Annotated in this window: 15 protein-coding genes and 1 riboswitch; of the genes, 4 read left to right on the forward strand and 11 right to left on the reverse strand. The window is 42.1% G+C overall.

The features are described from left to right. Nucleotides 1-34: 34 nt before the first annotated feature. From NO991_RS14155 to NO991_RS14170, 4 genes are all read right to left on the reverse strand, one after another. Nucleotides 35-1,240, reverse strand: a complete 1,206-nt coding sequence (locus NO991_RS14155) for an aspartate aminotransferase family protein (RefSeq protein ID WP_054552417.1) — start codon at nucleotides 1,238-1,240, stop codon at nucleotides 35-37. Between the two features lie 369 nt (nucleotides 1,241-1,609). Next, nucleotides 1,610-2,770, reverse strand: coding sequence for an HDOD domain-containing protein (locus NO991_RS14160; RefSeq protein WP_138602479.1), 1,161 nt, complete (start codon nucleotides 2,768-2,770; stop codon nucleotides 1,610-1,612). Nucleotides 2,771-2,818: 48 nt separating this feature from the next. Then, complete coding sequence (locus NO991_RS14165; protein ID WP_138602457.1) at nucleotides 2,819-3,397, reverse strand: aminodeoxychorismate/anthranilate synthase component II; 579 nt, start codon at nucleotides 3,395-3,397, stop codon at nucleotides 2,819-2,821. Nucleotides 3,398-3,479: 82 nt separating this feature from the next. Beyond that, nucleotides 3,480-3,878, reverse strand: coding sequence for a thioesterase family protein (locus tag NO991_RS14170; RefSeq protein ID WP_187489512.1), 399 nt, complete (start codon nucleotides 3,876-3,878; stop codon nucleotides 3,480-3,482). A gap of 36 nt (nucleotides 3,879-3,914) precedes the next feature. Here NO991_RS14170 and NO991_RS14175 point away from each other — a divergent pair, with 36 nt between their 5' ends. After that, complete coding sequence (locus NO991_RS14175; RefSeq protein WP_235377664.1) at nucleotides 3,915-4,619, forward strand: 2OG-Fe(II) oxygenase; 705 nt, start codon at nucleotides 3,915-3,917, stop codon at nucleotides 4,617-4,619. 99 nt (nucleotides 4,620-4,718) lie between these two features. Here NO991_RS14175 and NO991_RS14180 read toward each other — a convergent pair whose 3' ends face one another. The 7 genes from NO991_RS14180 to NO991_RS14210 form a co-directional block, all read right to left on the reverse strand. After that, nucleotides 4,719-5,957, reverse strand: a complete 1,239-nt coding sequence (locus NO991_RS14180) for a cysteine desulfurase-like protein (RefSeq protein ID WP_300546091.1) — start codon at nucleotides 5,955-5,957, stop codon at nucleotides 4,719-4,721. A 9-nt stretch (nucleotides 5,958-5,966) separates the two neighbouring features. Beyond that, a complete protein-coding gene (locus NO991_RS14185; protein ID WP_054563473.1) occupies nucleotides 5,967-6,599 on the reverse strand; it encodes a 2OG-Fe dioxygenase family protein in 633 nt (210 codons plus the stop codon). A gap of 195 nt (nucleotides 6,600-6,794) precedes the next feature. Further along, nucleotides 6,795-9,392: a bifunctional aconitate hydratase 2/2-methylisocitrate dehydratase gene (acnB, locus tag NO991_RS14190; protein WP_054552411.1), complete on the reverse strand. Its 2,598-nt coding sequence runs from the start codon at nucleotides 9,390-9,392 to the stop codon at nucleotides 6,795-6,797. Nucleotides 9,393-9,688: 296 nt separating this feature from the next. Next, on the reverse strand, nucleotides 9,689-10,759 hold the full coding sequence (locus NO991_RS14195) for an OmpA family protein (RefSeq protein ID WP_054552410.1): 1,071 nt from the start codon (nucleotides 10,757-10,759) through the stop codon (nucleotides 9,689-9,691). Nucleotides 10,760-11,208: 449 nt separating this feature from the next. Then, a complete protein-coding gene (locus NO991_RS14200; protein ID WP_199529774.1) occupies nucleotides 11,209-12,270 on the reverse strand; it encodes an OmpA family protein in 1,062 nt (353 codons plus the stop codon). A 329-nt stretch (nucleotides 12,271-12,599) separates the two neighbouring features. Beyond that, a complete protein-coding gene (locus NO991_RS14205) occupies nucleotides 12,600-14,012 on the reverse strand; it encodes a YdiU family protein (protein WP_371352138.1) in 1,413 nt (470 codons plus the stop codon). Between the two features lie 8 nt (nucleotides 14,013-14,020). Next, entirely contained in the window at nucleotides 14,021-14,716 is a 696-nt protein-coding gene (locus tag NO991_RS14210; protein WP_054552407.1) for a DNA-3-methyladenine glycosylase I, read from the reverse strand. A gap of 183 nt (nucleotides 14,717-14,899) precedes the next feature. Then, a riboswitch (Lysine riboswitch) is annotated at nucleotides 14,900-15,096 on the forward strand. 137 nt (nucleotides 15,097-15,233) lie between these two features. Here NO991_RS14210 and dapA point away from each other — a divergent pair. The 3 genes from dapA to NO991_RS14225 are packed head-to-tail and all read left to right on the forward strand — an operon-like array spanning nucleotide 15,234 to nucleotide 18,078. Then, on the forward strand, nucleotides 15,234-16,118 hold the full coding sequence (gene dapA, locus NO991_RS14215) for a 4-hydroxy-tetrahydrodipicolinate synthase (RefSeq protein ID WP_054552406.1): 885 nt from the start codon (nucleotides 15,234-15,236) through the stop codon (nucleotides 16,116-16,118). 14 nt (nucleotides 16,119-16,132) lie between these two features. Continuing rightward, on the forward strand, nucleotides 16,133-16,873 hold the full coding sequence (locus NO991_RS14220) for a 2,3,4,5-tetrahydropyridine-2,6-dicarboxylate N-succinyltransferase (protein ID WP_300545497.1): 741 nt from the start codon (nucleotides 16,133-16,135) through the stop codon (nucleotides 16,871-16,873). Next, complete coding sequence (locus NO991_RS14225; RefSeq protein WP_054552404.1) at nucleotides 16,873-18,078, forward strand: PLP-dependent decarboxylase; 1,206 nt, start codon at nucleotides 16,873-16,875, stop codon at nucleotides 18,076-18,078. The genes NO991_RS14220 and NO991_RS14225 overlap by 1 nt, the downstream gene beginning before the upstream one ends. The last annotated feature ends 3 nt before the right edge of the window (nucleotides 18,079-18,081 follow it).

Raw genomic sequence — 18,081 nt, forward strand, 5'->3', positions numbered from 1 at the left:
GCAAGCTTAACTTGCCCTGAAATGACAGTTTCGTTTAGCCGTTAACGACTTTTGCAACTGCTTTTTCGAAACGAGCCATACCTTCGCGGATATCAGCTTCTGGAATTACAAGTGACGGAGTGAAACGAACAACATCAGCGCCAGCTACTAAAGACATAACGCCTTCTGCAGTACCAGCCACTAAAAACTCTTTTGCACGACCTTTGAATTGCTCTGTTACTACAGCACCAATTAATAGACCTTCGCCACGGATTTCAGTGAATACATTGTACTTTTCGTTAATCGCAGTTAGTAACTCACGGAATAACGCTGACTTTTCTTTAACGCCGTTAAGTACTTCTGGTGTATTTACTGTGTCGAATGCAGCTTCAGCTACTGCACACGCAAGTGGGTTACCACCGTAAGTAGAACCATGAGTACCCACTTTTAAGTGCTTAGCAATATCAGTTGTGGTGATCATCGCACCGATAGGGAAACCACCACCTAATGCTTTTGCAGTCGTTAAGATATCTGGAGTTACATTTAGACCTTGATAAGCATAAAGCTCACCCGTACGGCCAACACCGGTTTGTACTTCATCAAAGATTAGTAGTGCATTGTGTTTAGTACACAGTTCACGAACACCCTCAACAAACTCAGCAGTTGGCGAAATAATGCCACCTTCACCTTGTAGAGGTTCCATCATTACCGCACAAGTATTGTCTGAGATAAGCGCTTCAAATGCCGCTAAATCGTTGTAGTCACAGTGAACGATATCACCAGGTTTTGGACCAAAACCATCAGAGTATGCAGCTTGACCGCCTACTGTTACAGTGAAGAAAGTACGGCCGTGGAAACCTTTGTTGAATGAGATAATTTGTGACTTTTGCTCACCAAAGTTATCAAGTGCAAAACGGCGTGCAAGTTTAAGTGCCGCTTCATTTGCCTCTGCACCTGAATTAGCAAAATATACTTTTTCAGCGAACGTTGCATCAGTTAGCTTTTTAGCTAAGCGAAGCGCTGGCTCATTAGTCATTACATTTGATAAGTGCCAAATCTTTTCGCCTTGCTCTTTTAATGCACTTACAAGAGCTGGGTGACAATGGCCAAGACAGTTAACAGCAATACCACCCGCAAAATCGATAAATTCGCGACCTTCTTGGTCCCATACGCGAGAACCTTCGCCTCGAACAGGAATAACACTTGATGGTGCATAGTTTGGAACCATTACTTGATCAAATAATTCGCGATTGACTGTCATTTTATATCCTCATAATTGTAAGCACACACAGAGTTTGGTGGCGCTTTAAAGCAAAACTAAGCCATTTTACTTAGCCGATTGAGCTTAGCGCAAAATCACCAAAATTACTCTTTGGTTCAATTTTCATTCATCCATTATTTCAGAAAATTTTCGTTATGTCTCTTAGAAAACTTTCATGCAGGCCTTGAAAACAAAGGGCTTGAGATATTTTTTCATGGATAGTGAATAACTATTTGAAGGCCTTTTTTTGCTCGAAATACTACAAAAAGGCGTAAGGCTAGTGAGCCAAGCACTGGCTAATGACAAAAACTTTGTCGCTGTGGATTGATAAACAATGAATGAATAGTCGCAAAAAAATTAACAATTTTTTTAATTAATTTGGATATGAAAGTGCTCAAAATTGCATTTAGCTAACTGTTCAAGCTCCTCCTTAGTGAAATCGAAGTGTGCAAACCAACGCTCAGTTTCGTCACTTTCGACCAATTGATGCTCATTTAAACTTAAAAACTGAGCGTAACAACGTGCTTTTAAAATCACCTTGGTAAGCGGCAAATATTCATCGTTTTTAGCTAATGGAGTCGTTAACTGCTGCATCACCGCATTAAATGGTAAATACCTAAAGGCCATTTGTTCAATTACTGTTGCGGTTACTTTTAATGACAACTTGCTAAGCAAACTACTTAAAAACAAAGGATCAGGCTTGAGCTCTAATAATGCAGTATGCAAGTCTTTCTTTTGTTCATCACGAGCCATAGTTACTTTACGCTGCCAAACTCGCTCAAAAGTGCGTAAATACAAACGTACTAAGGCAATCTTCCCAACATCAAGCAGCATTCCAAGCGTAAATGCATGTTCTTCATTTACGCCATTTAGCTTTGCTATTTCTTGCGCTGCAATGGCACACGCCATTGAATTATCTCTTAGTCGACGCTTTAAAAGCGGGAATGGCTCAGTACTATGGGGCATCCAGTGGCGTACAGCAAATGTCGGCACGACAAACTTCAAGTTATCTAAACCAATGTAACGAAGTGCTAAAAGCGGGTTATCAACTTTAACGGAAGTATGCTTATTACGTTGTTGACGGTAAAAAGGCAAGTTCACAAACGCGACTAGCTCGCGCCCCAGCCAGCTTAAATCTTTAACCAAAGGCTCAAGTCGACCCACTGAAGCTGAACGTACAGCTAAAATATCTAAAATAGCAGGTACACTGTCTTGAATCCCAATCGTTTCGTGAATTACAGTATCAATATCTTCAAGCTGCTTATTCATCGCTGTTTCAATAACTTGATGTAACTGCTTACTCGCTTGAGCACGATATTTATGATGCGCCGTACTTACCTTCTGACGTTTTTTTTCAGCAGCAACTTCTACTTCTAATAAAGTACGTTGCTCCATTGACTCGCCATAATCGATTTCTAAGGTATGAATAAAGCCAATTTGGCGCTGCGCAAAACTATGACCAAGCAAAAGATCGTGCGCGCGCTCATTAAGCACCATCGCAGTCCTTTGTTGTCGGGTTTCTTCAGTCATTTGCACAGGCGTATTGTCGGTCATATTTGTTAATTCACTAGCCTAAGATTAGAAGCGAGTTAAAAAGTTAGCAAGTAATTCAAGCCCTTGTTGGGTCAAAATTGCTTCGGGGTGAAATTGCACGCCTTCAAGTGCTAAATCATTATGCATGATCCCCATAATTTCATCAAAATCAGAATTTTGTTCTGTCCATGCAGTAATAGTGAAGTCACTAGGTAAGCTTTGTTTATCAACCACAAGTGAGTGATAACGACACACCGTCAGCGGGTTAGCTAAACCATTAAACACACCTTGGTTGCTATGCTTAACTAATGATGTTTTACCATGCATCACTTGCTTAGCGCGAATAACATCAGCACCCAGAGCCTGAGCAATGGTTTGGTGCCCTAAGCAAATACCGAGAATTGGCAACTGCCCTTTTAGTTGTTCCACCACTTGTAAAGAAATACCCGCTTCGTTTGGCGAACAGGGCCCAGGTGACAGTACGACGTGCTCTGGGTTAAGTTGTTTAATCTCAGCGATACTGATCTCATCGTTTCGTTTAACTAATACATCTTGATCCAAGCGCTGAAAATATTGCACTAGGTTGTATGTAAACGAATCATAATTGTCGATCATTAACAGCATTGCGTGTAACCCAAAATTACTCAGTCAAAATAATGAAGGCGCATTTTACCCCAAGCACACATAAATGTCGGCAAAAAATGGCTTATTCATCAGCGATTAGATGCGCTGTGAGGTCAGCCCTTTCTTGCTCATTAAGTTTTTGCGAGCATTTATTTGCAAAGTCGTAACGTACTAGTACGGTTTTACCAACGGCACAGCAGTTATCCTGCTGCCAAGCCTCTTGGCGCAGTACGAATGAACTAGAGCCGACATGCTCAACACTGGTTTTCACTGTGACATCGTGACCATAAAACAACTCACCCACAAAGCTTACTTCAACCTTAGCAATGATCAGTTTCCATTCATAAGGGTTTAAATCAGGCGTAAAAAACCTGAAAATAGGCGCTCGGGCGGCTTCAAACCATACAGGGAGTACGGTATTGTTGATGTGCCCTAGCACATCTGTTTCGCTAAAGCGTGGTGTGATAGTTTCAGTAAACATAGTAACCCTATAAAAAATATAAACTAAAGGTAGCTCATGACGGACTTTATTCGCGTATACGAAAACGCCCTCAGCAAAGAATTTTGCGACAACTTTATCACGGTATTTGAACAAAGCCCTCATTTAAAACAAGGCACTACCTCAGGCGGAGTAGATTTAGCGAAAAAAGACAGCCGCGATTTATACCTTAATAATCACTCTGAATACGCTGAGCAACTTAAGCATATTCAACAAACGACTGCGGGTTACGTCTTCAAATACCTTGAAGAGCATATTTTTATGATGATTGGCGCCTTTGGTTTAAAGGTTTACCATCCGCAAACAGGCAAACCTGTTGACCTAACACAAGATAACTTTGAAGAAGTCGGCAAACCACAATTGCCATTACTCGTGCAGCAGATTTTTCGTATGGGTCCAATTCAAGCACAAAAATACGATATCAATAAAGGTGGTTACCCTTATTGGCATAGCGAGGTATATCCGCAAGCAGGCCACAACGAAGCTCTGCATCGTGTGCTGTTATTTATGTTTTATTTAAATGATGTAGAAGAAGGTGGTGAAACTGAGTTTTACTATCAACAACGAAAAATATCGCCTAAACAGGGTTCTATGGTCGTAGCACCGGGCTATTTTACCCACACACACCGTGGTAATAAGCCAATTTCAAATGATAAGTATATTTTAACCTCGTGGGTCTTATTCAACCGCGCGGAACAAATATATGGCCAACCACAATCTTAGCGGCAAGCTGTTAGTAGAAAGAATGCAACGTTTGATATCACGCTTTTTATGCTAACAAAAAGCAGCCCACTCGGGCTGCTTAAAACCAACAACTCAGCTTTAATCTGCCAGTAATTGATCAAATAAATCAAAAACCTTATCAAGCTCTTCAATTGTGTTGTAATGCATACAACCAATGCGTACTACACCGCCTGATTCTAATACACCTAGCTGCTTACATAAGCCTTGAGCGTAGAAGTTACCATCCCACACACAAATATGTTGCTTACCTAAAAATTCAGACACAACACGTGGCTCGATGCCTTCAAACGTTAAAGCAAAAGTCGGTGTGCGTGAAGCTACGCGCTCTAGATCATCAATACCGAACAACTTGATGCGCGGGTAATCAGCTAAACGCGTTAAGAAATGCTTACTTAATGTCATTTCGTGCTGTTTAGTCATAGCAAATGCAGCAGCTAATTTATCTCGGCGTGAATGAGTATCATCAAGCTCACTAATTGCAGCAATGTAATCAACAGCAGCAATTAAGCCAGCTAGCGCTTCAAAGCTTTGTGTACCCGTTTCCCAGCGACCTGGCGCAACATCTTTTGCAGGTTCAACTTTATATGGTGTGAAACCTTCAAGGTGCTCACGTTTGCCATAGACAATACCAAGGTGAGGACCAAAGAACTTATATGCAGAGCAGGCTAAGAAGTCACAATCAAGTGCTTGTACGTCTACAAGCTCATGAGGTGCATAATGTACGGCATCAACATAAACTAGCGCACCAATAGCATGTGCAAGCTCAACGATGCGTTTAATGTCATTAATTGAGCCTGTCGTGTTCGACGCATATGTCACAGCAACAAGCTTTGTTTTACTAGATAAAAGGCTTTCAAAATGTGCCATATCTAGGCTGCAATCAGCTTCGTTGATAAGGGTAGTTTTTACTGTCGCGCCTTTATCTTCAGCGGCTTGATGCCAAGATGATACGTTTGAGAAGTGATCGGCATTGGTGACGATAATTTCATCATCAGCAGTCCAATCACGCGAGATGGCACGGCTAAAGCTAAACGTTAAGCTTGTCATGTTTGCACCAAACACGATTTGCTCTTTAGATGGCGCATTTAATAAATCGGCTGCAGCTTGGCGAGCATTTGCCATTAACTCTACCGTTTTATCACTTGAGAAAAATGCGCCGCCTAAGTTTGAGTTGAAGTAACCCAAATATGCACTCATAGCGCTTAGAACTGACTGTGGTACTTGCGAGCCACCTGGGCCATCAAGGAAAATAGGTGACTGACCTGCAACTTGTTGCATAAGTGCAGGGAACTGGCGACGTAATTGCGTTAAGTTCATAGTTTACCCTTACGCAGTTAGTACGAAGCAATCAAGGTAACCTTCTTTGCTTGCGTCTAATTTATTCATTGGTGTAGCGTTGTGCCATACTTCACGGTCATTAATCAGTGCGAACATGCCGTCTTTGATTTCCATTTTGAAACATGGTTCAGCTTGTTGGTGTTCATAAACAAGTAGCTCACCACCCTCTAGGTTTTCGTGTGATACGCCACATACGCATACGTGATCAAAACCATCTTGATGAACACCTTCAGGTGCAGCTGGAGTGTCGCTGTCGATCGCAAGCATTCTGAATTGGTGAATTTCAATATCGCGATCATCGCTGATACCCGTCATATCACGGAACTGATTAACGATTTGCTTCATGCCATCAGTCGCTAATAAGCTATCTTCTAGATTTTCATAAGTACGCTCAACATTACCTTGGAATGTATTGATTGAGTCATCTTGCACGAATGCTTTTGTTGGTTGTAGTTTTAATTCACCATCAACAACTTTAATTACTGAATAACGACGCTTACGAAATTCACCATCTGCGTATGGGTTAGCAGGTAGGTTAGCAAAAGAAGGCTTAACTGCGTCAATATGTGCTTGGCTTACAAAACGAAGCTGTAAAAGGTTCTGGTTGTTTAATGTAGTCATTTCGATCTCGCCTTAATACGTTGAGAATATTGGCGAGGATTTTAATGCAATTGGTAGGAAATTTTTGCGTTATTATGTAAACGCTGATGATGATTTATGTAGCTTTAAGATCGTATTTATAAATATTTTAGAAATTTTATCTAAAATAAAAAGCCCGCTAAAAGCGGGCTTTCTTGTCATTTAATTTAGCTAAAATTAAACAGCTTGCTGAACGATTACTTTGTCTGCCTTTTTAGTGTATTGAGGCATACGGTGGAAGTTCAGGTAACGATAAGTATCAGCTGCAGTTGCATTGATCTTATCTGCATACTCTTGGTACTCAGCAGGTGTAGGTAGTTTACCTAAGATTGCCGCTACTGCTGCAAGCTCAGCTGATGCTAAGAATACGTTAGCGCCAGTACCAAGACGGTTAGGGAAGTTACGCGTAGAGGTAGAAACAACTGTTGCTTTATCAGCAACACGTGCTTGGTTACCCATACATAGTGAACACCCTGGCGTTTCGATACGTGCACCTACGCGACCAAAGATACCGTAGTAACCTTCGTCAGTAAGCTGGTCTTTATCCATCTTCGTTGGTGGTGCAACCCAAAGTTGAGTTGGGATACGGCCACTGAAACCATCTAGTAGTTTACCTGCAGCACGGAAGTGACCGATGTTAGTCATACAAGAACCGATGAATACTTCGTCGATTTTCTCGCCTGTTACGTCTGAAAGAAGACGCGCATCATCTGGGTCATTTGGAGCACAAAGGATTGGCTCTTTGATGTCTGCAAGATCGATTTCAAGTACGTGCTTGTACTCTGCATCTGCATCAGCTTCCATAAGTTCTGGGTTAGCTAACCACTCTTGCATTGCTGTGATACGACGCTCAATAGTACGAACATCGCCGTAACCTTCAGAGATCATCCACTTAAGCATTACGATGTTTGACTCAAGGTATTCAGCGATAGACTCTTTAGAAAGTTTAACAGTACAACCTGCCGCTGAACGCTCAGCTGATGCATCAGAAAGTTCGAAAGCTTGCTCAACTGTTAGGTGCTCAACACCTTCGATTTCTAGTACGCGACCAGAGAATTCGTTGATCTTACCTTTCTTCTCAACTGTAAGAAGACCTTCTTTGATACCGTAGTAAGGGATAGCATGAACTAGGTCACGTAGTGTGATACCTGGCTGCATTTCACCTTTGAAACGTACTAAGATTGACTCAGGCATATCAAGAGGCATTACACCTGTTGCTGCTGCGAATGCTACCGCACCTGAACCCGCTGGGAATGAAATACCTAGAGGGAAACGAGTATGTGAGTCACCACCAGTACCTACTGTATCTGGTAATAACATACGGTTTAACCATGAGTGGATTACACCGTCACCAGGACGTAGTGATACACCGCCACGGTTCATGATGAAATCAGGAAGTGTGTGGTGAGTGTTTACGTCGATTGGCTTAGGATAAGCTGATGTATGACAGAAAGACTGCATTGTTAAGTCTGCAGAGAAACCTAAACACGCAAGGTCTTTAAGTTCGTCACGTGTCATAGGACCTGTTGTATCTTGCGAACCAACAGTTGTCATTTTCGGCTCACAGTATTGACCAGGACGTACGCCAGGCATGTTACATGCTTTACCAACCATCTTCTGAGCTAATGTGAAGCCTTTACCAGAGTCAGTTACAAGCGCTGGCTTACGGAAGATATCTTCTGCTTCCATACCTAGTGATGCACGCGCTTTATCAGTTAAACCACGACCAATGATCAGTGGAATACGACCACCAGCACGCACTTCATCAAGAATTACGTCTGATTTAAGAGAGAAAGTCGAGATTACTTCATCAGTACCGTGACGCTTAACAACACCTTCGTATGGGAAGATATCGATTTGGTCACCCATGTTTAGCTCATCAACAGGTAGTTCGATTGGTAATGCACCAGAGTCTTCCATTGTGTTGAAGAAGATAGGAGCGATTTTACCGCCTAAACATACACCACCAACGCGTTTGTTCGGTACGTGAGGAATATCATCACCCATGAACCAAAGTACAGAGTTAGTTGCAGATTTACGAGATGAACCCGTACCAACTACATCACCAACGTATGCAAGAGGTAAACCTTTCGTTTTAAGCTCTTCTAGTTGTGAGATTGGACCAACTTCACCTGGCTTTTCAGGATTGATACCATCACGTTCGTTCTTCAGCATTGCTAAAGCGTGTAGTGGAATATCAGGGCGAGACCATGCATCTGGAGCAGGTGAAAGATCATCAGTATTTGTTTCGCCAGTTACTTTGAATACGGTAACTGAGATTTTTTCAGCAACTGCAGGCTTGTTCACAAACCACTCAGCATTTGCCCAAGATTCGATTACTTGCTTAGCAAATTCGTTACCCGCTTTCGCTTTTTCTTCTACATCATAAAAAGCATCAAACATTAATAATGTGTTTGATAAACCTTTAACAACGATTGGCGCTAACGCTTCGTCATCTAAAAGGTCAATCATAGGCGCGATGTTGTAACCACCTAGCATAGTACCAAGTAGCTCAGCTGCTTTTTCTTTTGATACAAGTGGAGAGCTCGCTTCACCTTTTGCAACTGCAGCCAAGAAACCTGCTTTGATGTAAGCAGCATCATCAACACCTGGTGGTACACGGTTAACTAGAAGATCAACGATAAACTCTTCTTCACCTGCCGGTGGATTTTTGATTAATTCAATAAGATCAGCCGTTTGCTGAGCATCTAATGGCGCTGGTACGATACCTAACGCGGCACGTTCTTCTACGTGTTTACGATATTCTTGTAGCACAATATTGCCCTCTTGGTGACGTGAAAGTACTCGGTAGTATTAAGCTAAATACCAATTAAGACCCAGTACTTATAGTATTCTGACAGTTAATTATAAAGCTTTTAAGTATAGATGAAAATCCATGCGGTAAGTAAGGAGTTTAATAGTCACTATAAATACCATGAATAGTACTAGAAAAAAACGCTATTCAAATGAATATTTATTAAGAATCATTCCTATCTAACCAATTCCTAGTACTTAGAAAAGAAAAAACCCAGCACTAGGCTGGGTTTTTAAAATTTGCGTAAAGAGTTAGATTAACGCTCTACTTTAACACGTTCAATAACAGTTACTTTCGCTTCAACACGACGGTTTTCGGCGTGAGCTTCTGGTGTGTTTGCTGGGTTTTTAAGACGCTCTTCACCCATACCAACAGTAGTTAGACGCATTGGATCAATGCCATCTTCGATTAGTTTCTTAGCAACCGCATCAGCACGTTTCTTAGATAACCACTTATTGTAGTCAGCTTTACCTACTGATGAAGAATGACCTTCAAGCACTACGTCAGTACCTGGGTGCTCTTTTAAGAATGCTGCTGCAGCATCAATATCATCTAGGTATTGTTGAGATACTTTAGATGTGTTGTTAGGGAACGTGATTAGTAAGCTCTTAGTTACTTCACGATCTTCATATAGCGTACAACCAGTGCCATCAACAGCGTCAGTCATTGGTGTATTTGCACATTGATCGTCTGCATCAGGGATATTATCGCCATCGCTATCTACTGGTTCTACAGCAACAGGAACAACCGTAGGAGCAGGCTCTACAGGCTCAGCTGGCGCGCTTTGAGCACCGAAGATGTAGCTAAGACCTAATTTAGCACCCACATCTGTATAACCACGGTCTAGACCTTGGTATAAAGACGTTTCTGCATTAAATGCGAAATGCTCTGTAAAGTAGTGTTGATAACCTGCACCCACATTAGCAAACATTAAATCTTCATCAACCGCATCAAGATTTTTTAAACCAAAAATACCGTAGAAAGGACCACCACCAAAGTGGTAAAGACCATCAATACCGTAACGCTTACCACTTTCTGAACCACTCATCGACGTACCGTCGTTTAATTCAGCTTTCCAGTCAAAATCCATATCAGCGTATTCTAGACGCGCACTCCAGTAATCACTGAAGCGGTAACCTAACTCTAGACCCCAGCCTGTTGAATCATCAACATCAAGACCGCCTGGTGCGTAGTCACGAACATTTTCCCATGAATTATCATAGTAATCGCCAAACGCACCAATATAAAAACCTTGCTTTTCAGCAGCGAAGCTAGAAGCACTTGTTGCAGCAAGAGCTAAAGCTATAGTTAGTGATTTTAGTTTCATGTTTCCTTCCCTTCCATTTAAGTAACTAAAGGCTGTGTAGCCTAAACTCTGTCAAGATAGATGATGAGTAATTAATCCAAACTTAATAAACTAAAACTACAATAAATTTGTTAATTTCAAAACACCACCTAAAAAAGTGACGTTTAGCACCGTCGAAATGCCATAGAATGCCATACCAAATTAACAGTGCTCAAAAAAACTCTAATTTACCTAGTGATAATTACACGAGATAACAATAAGAACATAGTACAATAATCACCCATTTGCTGCGATGATTCAAATCAATATAAGTGTACCTTATTTTTATACCATGCCGTATACCTTTAAGAGTATCGCGTTTATTAAAAAAGTAAATGCGTTTTTAAGGTATAAAAAAAGCTGAACCATAAAAATAGTTCAGCTTTAATCTCAAGATTATTAATAAATTACAATAAGCTAATAGTAATCTATTACTTACGCATAACCTTTACACGTTCAACCGTACTAATTTGTGCTTCAACACGACGATTTTCTGCATGCGCTTCAAGCGTATATGCTTTGTTCTTCAGGCGTTCTTCACCATAACCAACCGTAGAGATTCTATCTGATGAGATACCGTCTTTAACTAACTCTTCAGCTACATCTTTAGCACGTTTTTCAGAAAGCTTCATGTTGTAATCCGCATCACCAACTGCTGATGCATGACCTTCAAGAACAACTGATGTGCCTTCGTTTTCTTTCATAAATGCTGCAACATCAGCAATATCGCTGAAGTATTTATTTGGTACTTCTGCAACATCATGCGGGAAAGTAACTAGTAAAGTGATTGTTGCCTCTTTTTCTTCATAAAGAGTACAGCCCTTGCTATCTACCGCATCAGTCATTGGTGTATTTGCGCATTGGTCATCAGCGTCCATTACACCATCGTTATCGCTATCTGTAGGTCCACTTACTACAGGAGCTGGCTCAACAGGAGCCGCAGAGCTGCTTTGATTACCAAAGATATAGCTTAAACCTAACTTAGCACCCACATCGGTGTAACCACGATCAAGGCCTTGGTACAAAGAAGTTTCGGCATTGAAAGCAAAGTTATCTGTGAAGTAGTGTTGGTAGCCAGCACCAACGTTTGCAAACATTAAATCCTCATCAACAGCATCAAGGTTTTTCAAACCAAAAATACCGTAAAATGGGCCACCACCGAAGTGATATAAACCATCAATACCGTAACGCTTACCACTTTCAGAACCGCTCATCGATGTGCCATCGTTTAGTTCAGCGGTCCAGTCAAAATCCATATCAGCATATTCTAAGCGAGCACTCCAGTAATCGCTAAAGCGATAACCCAGCTCTAAACCCCAGCCTGTTGAATCATCAACATCAAGGCCGCCTGGTGCGTAATCGCGAACATTTTCCCATGAATTATCATAGTAATCGCCAAATGCGCCGATATAAAAACCTTGTTTCTCAGCAGCAAATGTTGAAGCACTAGTTGCAGCAAGTGCCAAAGCTATAGTCAGTGATTTCAGTTTCATTGTTTCCTTCCCATTTTCATAATAAAGCTCGTAAGAGCTCGTATTTTTTGAGTAATCAAAACTTTAACAACACAAAAAACGATTAGTTACTTTGCATTGACATTCAACTTATTAATTAATCCATAACTATTAAGGTACTAATAATAGCCTAGCCTAATTTCGTAGATAAGCGATTAAATGTATGACCAAACCAGCTTCGAATACCGTATGAGATCATCTTTTAAAGCAATAGATTAGCCTAAAATCTATAATACCACCGCCTATTAGAGCGCTCAATCAGCATACAGTTAAATTCAATAAATAGGAATTTTCCTAGTTAATTTAAATGACTAGGTCCCACAAAAAGTTTGATAATTTTTATCATAATCTTTTGGGGCCTGAAGCCATTCAAATTGACGCTCATCGTAAACATATGGATCGTTAAATGCTTCTAAAAAGGCGTCTTTTAATGAACTTTCTCCCGATGCTTCGTATTCCGCTAGGATCATTTCAATAGTATGATTACGTGGAATGACTGCAGGATTAACAGCGCGCATAGTTTCATAACTTTTAGACGAAGTCCTCACGTTCCACTTTTTATGCCACTCTTTTAAACTAGTTGGAATTGCAAAATCCGCAAGTAAAGATTCAGTCAGAGCATTGAAAGTATTAGTATAATCGAGCTGATGTTGCTTCATTAAACCTAGCAACTCTGAAACTAAAGCATGATCGCCTTCGTGCTGACCTGCTAATCCTAATTTCTGCTGCCACATAGTATTAAATGCATCATTAAATTTAGCTGCAAAGCCATTTACAACCGGTGAGAGTTGTTCGACGGCACTCTCTTGATCAGCAAATAACGGAATTAAGCTTTCAGCCAAGCGTGCAATATTCCAATTAGCAATATTCGGTTGATTTCCAAATGCATAACGCCCTTGATGGTCAATCGAACTAAATACCGTGTCTAGGTCAAACTGATTCATCATCGCACAAGGGCCATAGTCAATGGTTTCACCACTAATCAAGGTATTATCTGTGTTCATCACACCGTGTATAAAGCCAATTCGCATCCAACTGATAACCAGCTCTATTTGCTTATCGAGTACAGCAGTTAAAAACTCAATATAACGCTGCTCACCCGTACTGCTAATGTCTGGAAAATGACAATTAATTGCGTAATCAACGAGCTTCTCTAGCCCTTCTATATCACCTTGTGTAGCTAAGTATTGAAATGAACCAACACGGATGTGACTTTTAGCTAGGCGAGTAACAACTGCCCCCGGGCGTGGTGGCTGACGATATACCGTTTCGCCAGTTGTAACCACAGCTAAACAGCGCGTAGTTGCGATGCCAAGCGCATGAAGTGCCTCACTCATAATGTACTCTCGAACAGCTGGACCAATGGCACAGCGACCATCACCACCGCGCGAGAACACTGTTGCTCCAGCGCCTTTTAGCTGCAAGTCCCACAATGTGCCATCTTTATCTGCAATAGCACCAAGTAAATGCGCTCTACCATCACCAAGACTCGGTGAAAAATGACCAAATTGATGACCTGAGTAACCAAGAGCAACCGGCGCAACGTCGTTATCTATCGTTGAACCAGATAGCAATTTAGCTAAAAATTCGCTGTCGTGTTTAATTGCGAAATTATCAGCTAGCTTGTCATTAAATAGCAGTAATTGCGGCTCGGCAACGGCGCTCGGCATATCCTTGATAGCAAGTAGTTCACTAATATCTGTGTATCGAGTTTGCAGTTTCATAACTGTCCTTAACGTGTTGCGACACCCACACGATTATCGCCTACACCATAGGCCACTAGTTGGCTTAGTGCCTGCAGGCTGTAACCGCTTTGCTGTTGTAATTCGTTGAAAAAATCTTGCGCTGCTTGCAGTGACTTTTTAGTTTGTAAGCCGCCATCTATCAACTCATGGGCACGCAAATAGGCTTCTACATCCCGAGAAAGTAAAAAAGTATCTTTACCAAGCGCTCGTAAAGCGTATGGGCCAGTATTTCCCCCTAAACGCGCACCATGCTTTTTAAGATAAGCCCACAAACCAATAATATTGTCAGTAGGCCAATCTGCAATAAATTGGCTAAAGCTGCCATGCTTCTCAGCAACTTCGTGGATCATGTACGCATTTTCTGGGATCGTTTGTACTTTTTTAAAATTACGAACAATTCGCTCATCACTGGCTTTTTGCTCGAGCATATCTGGCGGCATCATCAACAATTTTTCTACACTGAAATCCCAAAACACATCACGAAAACCAGCCCATTTATTATTGATAACAGACCAATAAAAACCGCTTTGAAAGACTTTACGCGTGAACTCTTCTAACCATAAATCGTCATGCATTTTAGCAATATCAGCATCGTCGAGCGGGTTTGATAACAGTGCTTGCAGCATTTCTTCACTGCCCTTTCGAGATACGGCTCGTTGATAAATATCGTTAAATTTTTCCATCATTTTTCCAATTGATTTGGTTAGCGCTAAGTGTACGTAAAAACACGGTTATACGTAACCATGTTGCAAATTCGGTCACTAAAAAACAAATTCCTCGCCTTGACACCTAGACGGCTAAAATGCTTTAATCGCTGCAAATACCCTATTTAAGTATGTTGGCTTTAACCTTTAAAGCGAGCATAAAGGGCTGGAAGAGGTGCGTTATTCAGGTAGCGTATGGGAAGAGCACAGACTCTGTTGATCATACGTGAGGGGAATTAACGCCGAGAAGTAACACCGTTTGTGAGGTGCTTATTTCGGGCGACTGGGCTGAATCCCAGCGACTGTCACCAACAATAGCAAAGTGCTATTGATTAGTTTGGTGGAGAGCTTCTGGTCTTAGTATAATAAGGCCGTCGCGTCTTTATTATTTTAAGCCCATTCGCTCTTCGAATTATACCTTGTTCGAACGACGACATGCGGCTCCATTCAAATGTTCCCGCATAAACTCTTCGAATACCTTATAAGTTCGTGAGAGATGATCAACAATTTTGATTTAAACGACTATCCATTATGGACAGCGCTTGTCACGCCATTTTCTGAATCTGGCGAGGTCGATTACACGGCCCTTGAACAACTGGTCGCAGAGCAACAAGATGCAAATAACGGCATTTTATTGCTTGGCAGTACCGGTGAAGGACTGGCGCTTTCACTCAAAGAGCAACAAGCCATCGTTGAGCATGTTTGCCAATTAGCACCGAGTGTACCACTCATGGTTGCTGTGGGCGGCATGAACCTCAAACAACAAGTTGCTTGGGTTGAATACTGCAACCAACTACCTATTCATGGCTATCTATTGGGTTCACCTCTGTATGCAAAACCTGGGGTTGTTGGCCAAACGCATTGGTTTGAAAGCCTACTAAACGCAAGTAACCACCCTTGTATGCTGTATAACGTACCTGGACGCAGTGCAGTTGAGATTTCACCGCAGGTGATCAAAAACCTTGCTGACCACAAAAATCTTTGGGCTTTAAAAGAAGCCAGTGGCGACATTAGCAAATTTGAAGGCTTTAGAACGGCATCGCCAACACTGGCCATATTTAGTGGCGATGATGCTCTTATGCCGTATTTTGCTCAAGCTGGAGCAAAAGGTTTAGTTTCGGTTGCCGCGAATGCTTGGCCGAGTCAAACCCATGAGTTTGTTAAACGCAGTTTAAGTGGTCAATACCCAAATCTATTCACCGATTGGTCGCAAGCGATTCAAAGTTTATTCGCTGTGGCAAATCCAATCCCCGTAAAAGTACTGATGCACCTGCAAGGTAAAATAAATACCCCGCATTTACGTCCGCCGCTTACGCATTTAGAGCTTGAGCAAACAGACAGCATCACCCACGCAAACAACACAATTTTATCTTGGAACTAAAAACAGGTTTTATCATGAGCTGGTTAGAATTATTAAACAACTTAGAAACAGGCGCAGTTCGCGCGGCAACACAAGACGAGAACGGCAACTGGCACGCCAATGTTGAAGTTAAACAAGGCATTTTAGAAGCCTTTAAAAATGGCACAAACACTGAGTTCCCGGGTGGTTTTGTTGATAAGCACAACTTAGCTCCACAAGGCTTTGCAGCCGATGCTGGCGTGCGTATGGTACCAGGTGGTAGCAGTGTTCGTCGTGGCGCACACGTTGCTAAAGGCACCATTATCATGCCACCAGCATATGTAAATATTGGCGCGTTCATCGACGAAGGCACGATGGTCGACAGCCACGCATTAGTCGGTTCATGCGCACAAGTGGGTAAAAATGTTCATCTAAGTGCAGCAGTACAATTAGGTGGTGTGCTTGAGCCAATTGGTGCCAGCCCTGTGGTTATTGAAGATGACGCATTCATCGGTGCAGGCTGCGTTATTGTTGAAGGTGTGGTTGTGAAAAAAGGTGCTGTACTTGCGCCGGGTGTACGTTTATCGGCAACCATTCCTGTTTACGATTGCGTTAATGAGCGCCAGCTAGACAAAGGTGAAGCCATCCCAGAAAACGCGATTGTGATCCCAGGCTCTCGCCCAGCTTCAAATGCATGGGCTCGTGAACAAGGTCTTAGCATGTCGTGTGCATTGATCGTGAAATACCGTGATGAACAAAGCGATGCATCATTACTGTTAGAAGAGGTTTTACGTTAATGAGCTTTTTGAGCACGCATATCAAGCAAGCGGTTGAGCAAGTTTCAGCGCATCTTGATACGCCATTTTTTATCTATGATTTAGATAAATTAACTGCACATTTAAATCAACTGACTGCGCAAACCGATGTGAAACTTTGGTATGCCGTTAAGGCCAACCCGTTGTCTCGCATTATTCAATGTTTAGACAGCGCAGGATTTAACTTTGATGTTGCAAGTAAAGGTGAACTTGAGCAAGTACTTGCCCAAGGCATCGATAGCGAGCGCGTGCTCAACACTGGGCCTGCAAAGAGCCCTAAACAAATTTCACATTTTATTGCTCGCGGCGTACGTACTTTTGTCGCCGAGAGCATTAACCAAGTGCGCTGGTTAAACGAACAAGCAACAAAAGCAAATTGTCAGCTGCAAGTTCTATTGCGTGTTCAACTTCGTTGGCCAGACAGCGAAAAGAATCCACTTGGCGGCGATAGTCTTACTCCTTTTGGTTTGGGCTGCGATGAGTGGCAAGCACTCACTGCAAGTGATTACCCTGCTCTTAGCTTTGATGGTCTGCATATTTTCCAATGGGGCAATATGCTGAGCACTGACAAGCTCGCCGAGCTATGGCGCGCGATGATTGCGCCACTGCAACAGCTAGCACGCTCATTAAACATTAACCTTAATATTCTCGACTTAGGGGGTGGCTTAGGCATTCCTTATACTCAAGATGCTAACCGACTCGATTGGTCTGCACTTATTGAGACTTTGGCTAGCATTAAAGCAGATGCCGGTGTCAAAGAGCTTTGGATGGAACTTGGCCGCTATGCGGTGGGCGAATGCGGCCATTACGCAACGCCAGTGGTTGAGCGTAAAGTAAATTACAATCAACAGCAGGTGATTTTATCAGGCGGTATTAACCATTTACTTCGCCCAGCTGTGACAAGCCAAGATTTCCCTGCGGCCTTACTTCGCGAATCGACGGCTGAGCCTGCGGCAATGACTTTATACGGCCCGCTTTGCACCGCCCTTGATTGCTTAGGTGAGCACCAATTAGCGAGCGATTTAAATGAGCAAGACTGGTTGGTATTCAGCCAATGTGGCGCGTATGGCTTTACCGAAAGTATGCCGTACTTTTTATGCCACGAATTAGCCGCTGAATACATCCTTGAACAAGGCAATATTGAGTGCATTCGTAGCGCTGAAGATGCCAGCTATTATTTAAGGTAATCG

This window comes from Pseudoalteromonas sp. DY56-GL22 (assembly GCF_041414715.1).
In the GTDB taxonomy this organism is placed as follows: Bacteria; Pseudomonadota; Gammaproteobacteria; order Enterobacterales; family Alteromonadaceae; genus Pseudoalteromonas; species Pseudoalteromonas simplex.